The 12,567-nt window shown below is 62.7% G+C and carries 11 protein-coding genes and 2 tRNA genes; 2 read left to right on the forward strand and 11 right to left on the reverse strand.

The genetic code is table 11. From position 1 onward, the window contains the following. Nucleotides 1–30 precede the first annotated feature (30 nt). Nucleotides 31–822: a hypothetical protein gene (locus HDE76_RS19000; RefSeq protein ID WP_184509896.1), complete on the reverse strand. Its 792-nt coding sequence runs from the start codon at nucleotides 820–822 to the stop codon at nucleotides 31–33. Nucleotides 823–1,031: 209 nt separating this feature from the next. Here HDE76_RS19000 and HDE76_RS19005 point away from each other — a divergent pair, with 209 nt between their 5' ends. After that, entirely contained in the window at nucleotides 1,032–1,502 is a 471-nt protein-coding gene (locus HDE76_RS19005; protein ID WP_184509898.1) for a hypothetical protein, read from the forward strand. 40 nt (nucleotides 1,503–1,542) lie between these two features. On the opposite strand, the gene dapE is transcribed toward HDE76_RS19005, so the two are convergent. The 6 genes from dapE to uvrB form a co-directional block, all read right to left on the reverse strand. After that, nucleotides 1,543–2,682 carry a succinyl-diaminopimelate desuccinylase gene (gene dapE / locus HDE76_RS19010; RefSeq protein ID WP_184509900.1) on the reverse strand — a complete coding sequence of 380 codons (1,140 nt, stop codon included), beginning with the start codon at nucleotides 2,680–2,682 and terminating at the stop codon, nucleotides 1,543–1,545. Nucleotides 2,683–2,706: 24 nt separating this feature from the next. After that, nucleotides 2,707–3,099: an ArsC/Spx/MgsR family protein gene (locus HDE76_RS19015; protein ID WP_343205738.1), complete on the reverse strand. Its 393-nt coding sequence runs from the start codon at nucleotides 3,097–3,099 to the stop codon at nucleotides 2,707–2,709. Beyond that, a complete protein-coding gene (locus HDE76_RS19020) occupies nucleotides 3,092–3,442 on the reverse strand; it encodes a Spx/MgsR family RNA polymerase-binding regulatory protein (RefSeq protein ID WP_184509902.1) in 351 nt (116 codons plus the stop codon). The genes HDE76_RS19015 and HDE76_RS19020 overlap by 8 nt, the downstream gene beginning before the upstream one ends. After that, nucleotides 3,439–4,266, reverse strand: a complete 828-nt coding sequence (gene dapD, locus HDE76_RS19025; RefSeq protein ID WP_179477372.1) for a 2,3,4,5-tetrahydropyridine-2,6-dicarboxylate N-succinyltransferase — start codon at nucleotides 4,264–4,266, stop codon at nucleotides 3,439–3,441. The genes HDE76_RS19020 and dapD overlap by 4 nt, the downstream gene beginning before the upstream one ends. A gap of 325 nt (nucleotides 4,267–4,591) precedes the next feature. Then, a tRNA-Val gene (locus tag HDE76_RS19030) sits at nucleotides 4,592–4,666 on the reverse strand. Nucleotides 4,667–4,769: 103 nt separating this feature from the next. Then, nucleotides 4,770–6,791 (reverse strand): excinuclease ABC subunit UvrB, encoded by a 2,022-nt coding sequence (gene uvrB / locus HDE76_RS19035; RefSeq protein ID WP_179477373.1) that lies wholly within the window; start codon nucleotides 6,789–6,791, stop codon nucleotides 4,770–4,772. Between the two features lie 152 nt (nucleotides 6,792–6,943). On the opposite strand from uvrB, the gene HDE76_RS19040 reads away from it, so the two are divergent. Continuing rightward, the gene (locus tag HDE76_RS19040; RefSeq protein ID WP_255481692.1) at nucleotides 6,944–7,528 is read left to right on the forward strand and encodes a GspH/FimT family pseudopilin; all 585 of its coding nucleotides are present in this window, start codon (nucleotides 6,944–6,946) and stop codon (nucleotides 7,526–7,528) included. Between the two features lie 91 nt (nucleotides 7,529–7,619). On the opposite strand, the gene HDE76_RS19045 is transcribed toward HDE76_RS19040, so the two are convergent. The 4 genes from HDE76_RS19045 to HDE76_RS19060 form a co-directional block, all read right to left on the reverse strand. Beyond that, on the reverse strand, nucleotides 7,620–8,924 hold the full coding sequence (locus HDE76_RS19045) for a c-type cytochrome (protein WP_184509904.1): 1,305 nt from the start codon (nucleotides 8,922–8,924) through the stop codon (nucleotides 7,620–7,622). Continuing rightward, nucleotides 8,921–11,194, reverse strand: a complete 2,274-nt coding sequence (locus HDE76_RS19050) for a molybdopterin cofactor-binding domain-containing protein (protein ID WP_184509906.1) — start codon at nucleotides 11,192–11,194, stop codon at nucleotides 8,921–8,923. Before HDE76_RS19050 ends, HDE76_RS19045 begins: the two co-directional genes overlap by 4 nt. Beyond that, nucleotides 11,191–11,706, reverse strand: coding sequence for a (2Fe-2S)-binding protein (locus HDE76_RS19055; RefSeq protein WP_179477376.1), 516 nt, complete (start codon nucleotides 11,704–11,706; stop codon nucleotides 11,191–11,193). The genes HDE76_RS19050 and HDE76_RS19055 overlap by 4 nt, the downstream gene beginning before the upstream one ends. A gap of 764 nt (nucleotides 11,707–12,470) precedes the next feature. Continuing rightward, nucleotides 12,471–12,547 (reverse strand) — tRNA-Asn (locus tag HDE76_RS19060). Nucleotides 12,548–12,567 lie beyond the last annotated feature (20 nt).

The raw sequence follows: 12,567 nt of genomic DNA on the forward strand, positions 1-12,567 counted from the left end.
CGCGAGCGGCCCGGTGCGGCCGGATGGTGCTTACGAACCGCTGCCGTTTTTCGGCGGCAGTGGCTTGCCGTCCTTGGTTTCCACCGGCTGCAGCGGTTCGACCGTAACGTGGCCGTGCCAGTCCTCGAAAACATCGGCTGCTTTTTTGTCGATCTGTACGGCGAGCGTCGTCGTCTGCGGACAAGCCATAGCCTGGTCGGGCCCTATCGTGCTGCCCGCCAGCTGCGCCGCATCGAACATACCCTGCATGCAGTAACTCGATCCGATGCCCTTACTGCGCAGCATCTGCATGCCGTCGTGGTAGCGGGCCTCCGCACGCGTGGCGGCGGTCGCATCGGCGTAGGTCGGCTGTAAATCGTGCAGGAGTTTTTCGGACTCGGCGCGCTCACGCGGCGACAGGTGCGCGCGCAGCTCGACATAAGCCTGATTGAAGCGCTCGGTGTGCCGCTCGGCTGCCAGCGCCAGCCACGCCAGGGCAAGTGGGCGATTCACCGGCTGGTGATCGCCGTTCAGCGCCATCACACCCAGCACATACTGCGCGGGCTTGCTGGCCCAGGATGCCGCCGTGTGGAAAAACCTCTGCGCCTCGCCGTAGTTCTTCTCGCCGTAGCTTTGCGAAGCGAGGCAGTAGTAGTAATCGGCGGGCAGAAATTTTTCCAGGCCGATGATGCAGCGCGTGTCGGCCAACTGTTTGTCGGTCGTCGGCGGCTGGTCGACAGCCTGTGCGCGGGTCGCGCTTACCAGACCGAACGTCAGCAGCAGCCCGGTGACCAGAGTCGTGCAGACTAGCCCGACCGCTTTACTTCCATATCTGCGCAACATCGCTTTACTCCATTCGTCGTTAGTTTTATCGAGCGCCGATGATATGGAAGCACGATGACGCTTTGAAATTCCAGCATCCGGTAACCACGGCATTCGAAAAGCGCAAGACGTGCAGCGCAAGCTCTTGCCGTGCGTGATGGAAAGCGCTGCGCCGAGCCTGAAGCCGCGAGGCACTTTCGAAACTTGTTGCGTTCTGTGCGCTAATCTTCATGGACGCGAACTTCGGGAGGAGGAAATCTGCGATGAAACTCGGTACTGCCACGATGCTTGCCCTGGCCGCCTGGGCCATATGGCCGCCCGTTTCGACTGCGCAGTCGGCGCCGCATAGCGAGAATGCGGCGCTGTTCGTGGCCGAACATCTCGACGTGCTGTCCATCCCCAGTTCGATCTATGCACGCAGGAAACCCGGCGCGAATACATTGAAGGATTACGGTTTCGCCGATTTCGAAAAGATCGATGGCGGCGTCCGATCGATCGATCATGAAAAGCAGTGGCTTTTTGGTATCCGGATCGTCGAGGACAACGGCGGCATCAAGGTACTTTGCATCCAGGATGGCCCTCGGATTGGCGGGAGTTTTCCAAGTCAAACAACCGCCGAGGTCAAGCTTGGTCGGGACGGACTATTCCACGGCACCGGCCGGTTTCCGCAAAGCGATCAGTGCCCGCCGTTTCAACGCTGAATAGGGTCAGACGCGCGAATGCGCACGCGCATCATTGGCGTCACACCAACAATCGTTCGCACACCGCCTGGTAGATCGCCGGCAGCTGCTCCAGCTCATGCACCGCCACGCATTCGTCGACCTTGTGGATCGTCGCATTGACCGGGCCGATCTCCACCACTTCGGTACCCAGCAAGGCAATAAAGCGACCGTCGGAGGTGCCGCCGCCCGTGCTTTGCTCGGGATCGAGCTGGCACAGATCGCGGCATACGGCGACGACGGTTTCGCGCAGCCTGCCACCGGGCGGCGTGAGAAACGGCTGACCCGACAGCTGCCAGTCGATATGAAAATCCAGACCGTGCCGGCGCAGGATCGCCTCGCTGCGTGCTTGCAAATCTTCGGCGCGACTGGCCGTGCTGTAGCGAAAGTTGAACAGCGCCGTGAGCATGCCGGGAATCACGTTGTTGGCACCGGTGCCCGCGTGGAGGTTGGATACCTGCATGGAGGTCGGCGGAAAGTCAGCATTGCCTTCGTCCCAGCGCTCGGCCGCCAGCTCGGTGAGCGCCGGACCGAAGGCATGAATCGGATTGAGCGCCTTTTCCGGATAGGCGACATGACCCTGAATACCGCGTACGGTCAACGTCGCCGACAGCGAACCGCGTCGACCCACGCGAATCAGATCGCCCAGCCTTTCCTTGGCCGACGGTTCGCCCACCACGCAAAATTCGATGCGCTCGTCGGCGGCGCGAAAGTGCTCGATCACCTTGCGCACGCCGTCGATGGCCACGCCTTCTTCGTCGCTGGTGATCAGCAAGCCGACGCGGCCTGGGTGATCCGGGTAAGCACCGACGAACTGCTCCAGCGCCACCACCATGGCCGCCACCGAGCCCTTCATATCGGCCGCACCGCGGCCGTATAGACGGCCATTCGTTATCGTGGGTTCGAACGGTGGACTTTGCCAGGAAGCCTCCGGCCCGCTTGGCACGACATCGGTATGCCCGAGAAACATCAGCGTCGGGCCTGACGCACCCGAGCCGCGATGGGTGGCCCAGAGATTGTCCACGTCGCCGTAGCGCAGGTTTTCCATCGTGAACCCGACGCGCGCCAGTCGCTCGGCAATCAGCGCCTGACAGCCGGCATCGTCCGGCGTGACCGAGCGGCGGCGGATCAGTTCGCAGGTGAGGTCGAGCACGTCGCTCATGGTTGATGGCTCATCTTGCACAGGTCAGTGTTTCGCTTTGCCCTTGCCGAGCAGGCGCTCGTAGGTGCCGCCGGTAAAACCGACCGCGACGCGCCCGTCGGGGGCTACCGTGATCGGCTGACGCAGAATTTCGGGGTGCTCGCGAATCAGCAGCGTCCACTCCGGATCGCTGCCCGGGTTGCGCCGCTGCGGCAGCAGGCCTTTCCAGCCGATTCCGCTGCGATCGACCAACGCATCCCAGCCGCCGAGCGACGCCGCCCACGCTTTGAGCACGTCCGGCTCGGGCCGCGTGCGCCGCAAATCGACGAAGCGATAATCCGGCCCGAAGCGATCGAGCCAATTGCGCGCCTTGCCGCAGATGTCGGTGCCGTCGAGCCCATAAACGGCGACCACGGCATCGGCGGTCGCTTCAGCCACCGAACAGCTCCTTGAACTTTTTCTCGCTGAAGCCGGCGCTGACGCTGTCGCCCTTCACCACCACCGGGCGCCTGACCAGGGCAGGATAATCCTTGATCAGCTTCAGCCAGTCGGCGTCGGTACTGGCCGATTTCTGCGTGTCGGTGAGATCGCGCCAGGTGTAGCTGGCCCGGTTGACCAGCTTTTCCCAAGTCAGCTCCTTCGCCCACTGCTTCAACGAAGCCGGCGCGATGGGATGCTCGCGGTAGTCGGTAAAGCTGTATTTGACCTTGTGCTGATCCAGCCACGCGCGGGCCTTGTCGCAGGTGCTGCACTTTTCCAGGCCATAGAGTTCGACGCTCATTCGACGCTCCTCAAGAGTTCGTTGATACCGGTCTTGCTGCGGGTCTTTTCATCGACCTGCTTGACGATGATCGCGGCATACAGGCTGTGGCTGCCGTCTTTGGCGGGCAGGCTGCCGGCCACCACGACGCTGCCGGCGGGCACGCGGCCGTAGCTTACTTCGCCGGTGGCGCGATGGTAGATGCGGGTGGACTGGCCGAGAAACACGCCCATGCCGATCACACTACCCTTCTCCACCACCACGCCTTCGACCACTTCGGAGCGCGCACCGATAAAGCAGTTGTCCTCGATGATGGTCGGATTGGCCTGCAGCGGCTCGAGCACGCCGCCGATACCGACGCCGCCGGACAGGTGCACGTGCGCACCGATCTGTGCGCAGGAGCCGACCGTGGCCCAGGTATCGACCATGCTTCCGGCACCGACGTAGGCGCCGATATTGACGTAGCTGGGCATCAGCACCGCGTCTTTGGCGATATGTGCGCCACGACGCACCAGCGCCCCGGGCACCACGCGCGCGCCGAGATTTTGCAGCTCGCTGTCATTGCCCTGCATGAAACGCAACGGCACCTTGTCGAAAGCCATCGCCGCACCGCCGTCGACCACGACATTGTCGTTCAAACGAAAATACAGCAGCACGGCTTTCTTGATCCACTGGTTGACGATCCAGCCGCCCTTGCCGTCCGGCTCGGCCACCCGACGCTCGCCGGATTCGAGCAAGTCGATCACCTGGCCGACGGCCGGGCGCAGATGGGTTTCAATTTCGGTCGAGCCAAGCTCGTTGCGACGCTCGAACGCGTCGTTGATCAGTATTTCTATCGATTGCATGGACTCAATTCACCCGCGACAGGAGGAGTGCCGACGAAGCACGCGGTCGTCATCGGCAGTCCCTCAAGAGTACACGCACCACCGGAGGCCTCGGCAAGCCTCCGCTCGCTCCCTGGATCGAGCCGACCGTCATGGCGCTGACGCTACGAAGCTGCACTCCTCGCAAAAGACCCTGCGCGGCGCCGGCTTGAAGAGCGATATACCGGGAGTAGGCAAGCAGGGGAATCGCCCCCGTCATTGGGGCACTTGATACGGCCCAGGCCGGAAGCCGTCAAACAAAAAAGGCGTCGACTCTGCCGAGCCGGCGCCGTTTTTCTTTGCGAATTGGTGGGCGGTACAAGGATCGAACTTGTGACCCCTTCCATGTCAAGGAAGTGCTCTACCGCTGAGCTAACCGCCCGTCATCACCGCGGCACGCGCGGGTGAGCTGCATATTGTACGGTAGTAGAGCACGCCCCACAATATGCTCCCCGCGCACCGGCAACCGGTATGGCGCCTCAAGCTCAGCGCAAGGTCTTCTCCCGCAGCTGATGAATTTGGTCACGCAGCTGGGCGGCGGATTCAAATTCCAGGTTCTGCGCATGCTTGTACATCTGCGCCTCCAGCTTCTTGAGCAGCGCCGAGGCCTGCGACGCGCTGATCGCGGAATAATCGGCCGCCGGTTCCGCGACGGCCTTGGCACGAGTGGCCGACTTGCTGCCGCGACGCCCGGCCGGCTCGCTGCGCGCGCCTTCCATGATGTCGGCGATGCGCCGCACGATGGTGGTGGGCGTGATGCCCTGCTGCTCGTTCCACGCCATCTGCTTTTCGCGGCGGCGCGCGGTTTCGTCGATCGCCGCCTGCATCGAACGGGTGATCGTGTCGCCGTACAGGATCGCCTTGCCACGCACGTTGCGCGCCGCGCGGCCGATAGTCTGGATCAGCGAACCGGTCGAGCGCAAAAAGCCTTCCTTGTCCGCATCGAGGATCGCGACCAGCGACACCTCCGGCATATCCAGACCCTCGCGCAGCAGGTTGATGCCGACCAGCACGTCGAACTCGCCCAGGCGCAGATCGCGGATGATCTCGCTGCGCTCGACCGTCTCGATGTCCGAATGCAGATAGCGCACGCGTACCTCGTGTTCGCTGAGGTATTCCGTGAGGTTTTCCGCCATGCGCTTGGTCAGCGTGGTGACCAGCACACGATCGCCGAGCGCGACGCGCTTGTGCACTTCGCCCAGCAGATCGTCGACCTGGGTCCGCACCGGCCGCACTTCCACTTCGGGATCGACCAGCCCGGTCGGACGCACCAGCAACTCGACCACCGCATCGCCCGACTTTTCGAGCTCGTACGAACGCGGCGTGGCGGAGACGTAGATCGCGCGCGGCACGCGCTGCTCCCACTCCTCGAAGCGTAGTGGGCGATTGTCCATCGCCGACGGCATACGGAAACCGAACTCGACAAGGGTTTCCTTGCGCGAACGGTCGCCCTTGAACATGGCGCCGATCTGCGGCACGGAGACATGCGACTCGTCCACCACCAGCAGACCATCGGCAGGCAGGTAATCGAACAGCGTCGGCGGCGGCTCGCCCGGCGCGCGCCGGGTCAGATGGCGCGAGTAGTTTTCGATGCCCTGGCAGTAGCCGACCTCGGTCATCATCTCGATGTCGAAACGCGTGCGCTGATCCAGCCGCTGCGCCTCGACCAGCTTGTTGTCCCTGTAGAGCTGCTCCAGACGATCCTTCAACTCAAGCTTGATCGTCTCGATCGCATTGAGCACGCTCTCGCGCGTGCTGGCGTAGTGCGTACGCGGATACACCGTATAGCGCTGTACTTTGCGAATGACTTCGCCGGTCAGCGGATCGAACAGCGCCATGTTTTCCACTTCGCCGTCGAACAGCTCGATGCGCAGCGCCTCGGTTTCCGATTCGGCCGGAAACACGTCGATGCTTTCACCACGCACGCGATACGTGCCACGGCGCAGCTCCATTTCGTTGCGCGTGTACTGCAGTTCGGTCAGCTGATGAATCAGCTTGCGCTGATCGATGCGCTCGCCCTTGGCCAGAATCAATCGAAGCGACAGATAGTCGGCCGGATTGCCGAGCCCGTAGATGGCCGACACGGTCGCCACGATGATCGAATCCCGGCGCGACAGCAGCGCCTTGGTCGCCGACAGCCGCATCTGCTCGATATGCTCGTTGATCGAGGCGTCCTTCTCGATAAAGGTATCCGACGCCACTACGTACGCTTCCGGCTGGTAGTAGTCGTAATAACTGACGAAGTATTCCACCGCGTTATTGGGGAAAAACTCCTTGAACTCGCCGTAGAGCTGCGCGGCCAGGGTCTTGTTCGGCGCCATCACGATGGTTGGCTTCTGTACGCGCTCGATGACGTTGGCGATCGTGTAAGTCTTGCCCGAACCCGTGACGCCCAGCAGCGTCTGCGCCGCGAGGCCGGCCTCGAAGCCTTCACTCAGCAACTGGATGGCCTGCGGCTGGTCGCCGGCAGGCTGGTAGGGAGAAACGAGCTGGAAGCGATCAGTCATGGACTACACATAGGGGTTCAAAACGGCATTTTAAATTGGCTGTGCTGACACCGGCTGTCAGCAGACACTGACGGCGACAGCGTCCTATGGCCGCTTGGCGCCATTTGGCTCGCCGATAGCATGGCTGACTCCGGCAACGCAGGAGCAGTGCCATGGCCAACCGCCATCATGTCGAAGCTCGAAAGCAACGGATTAAACCGGTCCGGCATCGACAAAACGGCGCCAGCCTGATCGAGCAGATCATGGTGCTTGTCATTATCGCGTCACTGGCCGGCATGGCCACGCCGCCGCTGCGCAAGATGTTGATGCATAGCCAGATTCAGACCGCCCAGTCCGACTTTATGTCGGCCCTGCGGCATGCGCGGGAGACCGCCGTTACCAGCGGCAAGCAGACGCTGTTCTGCCCCACTGTCGATCGTGCGCACTGCAGCGAAGCGGTGCACTGGGATACGGGCTGGCTGTTGGCGCATGACGCCGATCTGGACAACCAGCCCGATGGTGCGCCGATCTACACAGGTTCTGGCTACGCCGGCAAACTAGCGATCGTGAGCAGTAATGGCAGGCGCTTCGTGCGCTTTCATCCCGACGGTAGTGCCAGCGGAAGCAATCTCACCTTGCTATTCTGCAGCCCGTCGAATACCGACAATGTCTTGGCTGTGGTGATTGCCAATTCCGGCCGGGTACGCGGTGCGTCGGCAACATCCGATCAGGCTGCAGGCTGCGCGCAGGCACGCTGATTTGCTGTCGCCAGGCGCAAACAAAAAGCCGGCAAGCGTGCCGGCTTTTTGTTTGAAGAGACTTGGCTGCGCCTCTTGCGCAGTCACCGCGTCAAAGCTTGCGTCGATCGGCAACATCCTTCGGCGTCACCGTTCCCTTCTTGTCGCCGAAATGTGCCACCACGTAATTGGCAAGCGCCGCCACTTCGGTATCCGAATACGCGCTGCCGAACGCCGGCATGTACACATCGTTCTGTCCGATGCGCATCTTGACGCCCTGCAGAATCACCTGGGTCACGTTGGCGCCGCTGACGTCATTCACGCCGCGCGTCCCGAGCAACGACGCGTAAGGCGTCTGCTGGCCCTTACCATTCCACTGATGGCAGCTGGCGCAGGCGCTTTCGAACAGGTTGAGGCCTTGCTGGTTGGCGGTGCCGGCATCAGCGAAAGGCGCTGCGTCGGACGACTTCACTGCGGGGGCCGCGTTGTGATCGATATCGATCGGATCCGTACCTTCACGGGCCGGCACGCTGCGCAGATAGGTCACCAGTGCCGCGGTGTCTTCCGGTTTCAGATACTGCAGGCTGTGCGCCACCGCCTCGCCCATCGGGCCGGCAGCTGAGCCGCGGCCGTCGGCATGCCCGGTCGACAGATAGCTGGCGATGTCGCCATCGCTCCACGCACCAACGCCGTGCGCTGTGTCCGAGGTGATGTTGTAGGCACGCCAGCCCTGCAGCGAATAGCCGGCCAATTCATTGCTATGTTCCAGGCCAAAACCGAGGTTGCGCGGCGTGTGGCATTCGGCGCAGTGGCCGAGCGCCGTGGCGAGATACGCGCCGCTATTCCACTGCGGCGACTTCGATGCATCGGCGACGAAACGATGGCTCTTGAAGAACGCCGCGTTCCAGAAGCCCATCGCCCAGCGCTGGTTGAACGGAAAGCCCAGATCGTTCGGCATTGCCGCCTGAGCTACTTTCGGCAGGCTGAAGAGGTAGGCCTTGATCGCCAACACGTCGCTGCGACTCAGCTGCGTGTACGAGGTGTACGGGAATGCCGGGTACAGCTTTTGCCCATCCTTGCGCACACCTTCACGTACCGCCCGGACAAACTCGTCATCGCTCCAGCTGCCGATACCGGTCGCCTCGTCGGCCGTGATATTGGTCGAGTAGATCGTGCCGAACGGCAGCTTGAACGCCACGCCGCCGGCAAACGGTCGGCCGGTTTCAGGCACGGTGTGGCAGGCAATGCAGTCGGCCGCCTTGGTCAGATACTCACCGCGGGCGAGAACGGCAGCGCTGGCCGGCGCGCCGACGATGGCGGGCGCCTGCCCGTCCGAACTATCGGTGCGGTTGAGCGCCACATAAGCAACGGCGCCGATAACCAGCAGCAACACTATGATGGAGAGAAAGCGCTTCATGCGACGCCCTCCGCGTTGGCGTTGTCGGCAGAAACCACCGACTTCAGCGCATCGGCATCCTGCACCAGCAGCGAGCGATCCACCGGCAGCTGGTAAAGACGCACGCCGGTGGCGGCAAAGATCGCGTTGGCCAGCGCCGGCGCAGCAATCGCCGTACCGACCTCGCCCAGGCCGCCGGGCGACTCGAAGTTTTCGATGCGGTGCACCTCAACCGACGGCGCCTCATTGATGCGCATATTGCGATAGTCGTTGAAGTTGCCCTGTTCGACAGCGCCGTTCTTGATCGTGATGCTGCTCCACATCGCGGCGCTGAGACCAAACAGCAGGCCACCCTGCACCTGCGCCTCGATCGAGCTGGCGTTGATGCCGATGCCGCAGTCGAGCGCCACCACCGCGCGGCGCAGCCGAACCTCGCCCTGCGGCGTGACTTCGGCTTCAACCACGGCGCAGACCCGGCTACCGAACGGCTCGCCCAGCGCAATGCCGCGCCCGACGCGTGCGGGCAGCGGCGTGCCCCAGCCGCTTTTTTCCGCCGCCAGGTTGAGCAAGGCCAGCGTGCGAGGGTTCTTCTGCAACATCGCGCGACGAAAAGCCACCGGATCCTTGCCCGCGCGATGGGCCAGTTCGTCCATGAAGCTTTCGACGGTAAACAGATTGTGCGTGGGGCCCACGCCGCGCCACCAGCCGACGATCAGACCCGGCGGCATGTCGTGACGGATCCACTCGACTTTCATGCCGGGGATTTCGTAAGGCATTTCGGCCAGCGACTCGACCGCGTCGCTGTCCAGCCCGTTCTTGCCCATCGCCATCGGTGCCCAGCGCCCCAGCACGGTGCCGCCGCTGGTGCGCGCGCCGAACCAGACAGGCAGACCGTCTGCATTGACGACGGCGGAAAAGCGATCGTGGTACATCGGCCGCACGCGATCGTGGCGAATATCCTCCTCGCGCGACCACACCACCTTCAGCGGATAGCCGACCTGCTTGGCGAAGGCCACGGCCTGCTCGACCTGGTCGGTTTCCAGACGTCGACCAAAGCCGCCGCCGAGGTACTGGTTGTGCAGCAACACCTTGTCTTCGGACAGCCCGGTGATCTTCGCCGCCGCCGTTACGCAACGCGTCGGCACCTGCGTGCCGGTCCAGATCTCGCACTTGTCGGCCGTCACGGAAACCGTCGCGTTGAGCGGCTCCATCGTGGCGTGCGCCAGCATCGGCAGCTGATACACCGCGTCGATCGTGGTGTCTGTGGCCGGACGCGTGCCGACCTCCTTCGCCACGATCGATGAGCCGTTGAGCGCGCTGTCGGCCAGCGCATCGCGCAGCTGCTGGGTGGTGAGATTGGCGTTGACGCCGCGATCCCACTGGATATCCAGCGCCTCCAGCCCCTGCTTGGCGGCCCAATAGTGGTCGCCGACCACCGCCACCGCGTCGCCGATGCGAATGACGTCGACCACGCCCGGCATCGCGCGCGCCGCCTTGTCATCGACCGAGACGAGCTTGCCGGCAAAGGTGGGGCTAGTCTTCACCGCCGCGATTTTCATGCCCGGCACTTTCACATCCAGGCCGAACTGCGTGGCGCCGGTGATCTTGTCGGGCGAGTCGACGCGTCGCAGCGGCTTGCCGATCAGCACGAAATCTTTGGGATCTTTCAGCGGCGGAACCTTGTCCGGCATCGGCAGCTTGCCTGCCGGCGTGGCCAGTGCGCCGAAACCGAGGCTGCGCCCGTTTGGCACGTGATGCACCACCGCGCGATCGACCGTGCACGTCGACGGATCGACCTTCCACTGTGCCGCCGCCGCCGTCACCAGCTGCGCCCGCGCCACCGCGCCGGCTTCGCGCAGCACCTGCCACCCGCTGCGCGTGCTGGTGGAGCCGCCGGTGATCTGCCCGCCCAGCGCCGGCATGCCGTAAAGCTCCTCGCTGGCCGGCGAATGCTCGACCTTGATCTGGTCCAGGCCAACGCCGAGCTCTTCGGCGAGCAGCATGCTGAAGCCGGTGTAGATGCCCTGCCCCATTTCCACGCTGGGCATGACCAGGCGAATCGAGCCGTCGGTATCGATACGCACGAAGGCGTTCGGCGCAAAAGGCGGGTTGCCGTCAGCGAGTGTGGCCGCAGCATCCCCAGGCTGGCGGCGGGCGCTGACCATGGCCGAGGCGGCACCCGTGCTACCCAGCCACAAAAAGGCGACCGCGAAGCCACCGGACTGGATCGCGCGGCGCCGGCCCAAATCGATCGCTTCGCTTGCCTCGGAGGGGCTGTTCTTGATCTTCATGGCGTAGCCTCCGCCGCCGGTGCGGCAGGCGAGGTGACTGTCGTCTGCAGAATCTCCAGCTTGCCCGTCGCCGCCTGCTTGATCGCCGCGCGAATACGCACATAGGTTCCGCAGCGGCAGATGTTTCCCGACATGGCCGCATCGATATCGGCATCGGTGGGATTGGGCGTGCGGGCCAGTAGCGCCGTTGCCGACATGATCTGGCCGGACTGGCAATAGCCGCACTGCACGACATCTACGTCCAGCCAAGCCTGCTGAATTTTCTGACCGCTCGGCGTTTGTCCCACCGTCTCGATCGTCGTCACCGCCTTGTTGCCGATCGACCCGACCGGCAGCACGCACGACCGCACGGCCTGACCGTCCAGATGCACGGTGCACGCGCCGCACTGCGCAATACCGCAGCCGAACTTGGTGCCCATGAGGCCGATGACGTCGCGCAGCACCCACAGCAGCGGCATGTCGGGCGGAACATCGACGGAATGCGATTCACCATTCACTTGCAAGGAAAGCATCGATGTCTCCCGGTTGACGATAAAGCGGAGAAATAACGCGCGACGACGAATCGTGCCGATAAGCAAAAGATCGGGCTATTCGGCGTTATCCAAAGACAACCAACGTGGATTCGCCGGCGCCGAAACCATACTCAGCATACTAGCGATAATCGTGCGAAAAACCGCGCATGAGAAACGCTCGCAATAAACAAAATCGGCGCTACACGCATGCCGCCGAAAATGATCGACGGGAAGCTTTGACAGTGGGCTTTTCTATAAACAGCGCTTTATTGAACAAGCCCTGATGCGAGACACTTCGACGACAGATACGCTCGCGCGATAGCGTCGTTTTGAGTTACGAACGTCTAGAAAAACTCGTGAAGCGCGACAATGCGAAGCCGCCGATATCGCAGACGCACGGTAGGTTGCAAACTGTTTATTCGCGGACACTGACAACGGCACTCGGACGAATAAAAAACAGCCACGATTGGTGCATGCCGCATGCCGCACGATCCAGCCGGTGAGTAAGCAAACTGCGTGCTGAGTTTTATTCAAATCCTACATCGTTGAGCCGTGACCAGCAGGACTGGAAAAAGCCATCGACATGGACTTATCCGGTCAGACGGAATGCTCGGATCGAAAACTACGGCCGACGTCCACCGCCGACATGTTGCCGAGCCGGGCAATCTTGCATAGGCCCGTCGATCCGGCTGAACTTGCACGGACATTGCGTGCTACGCAACCAAAGAAAAAGGCCCTGCATTGCTGCAGAGCCTTGGTTTTCTTGGCGCCCGAAGCTGGACTCGAACCAGCGACCCCCTGATTAACAGTCAAGTGCTCTAACCAGCTGAGCTATTCGGGCGTGAGCTGCGTAGTTTGTAG

The sequence above is a fragment of the Rhodanobacter sp. ANJX3 genome (assembly GCF_014200755.1).
In the GTDB taxonomy this organism is placed as follows: domain Bacteria; phylum Pseudomonadota; class Gammaproteobacteria; order Xanthomonadales; family Rhodanobacteraceae; genus Rhodanobacter.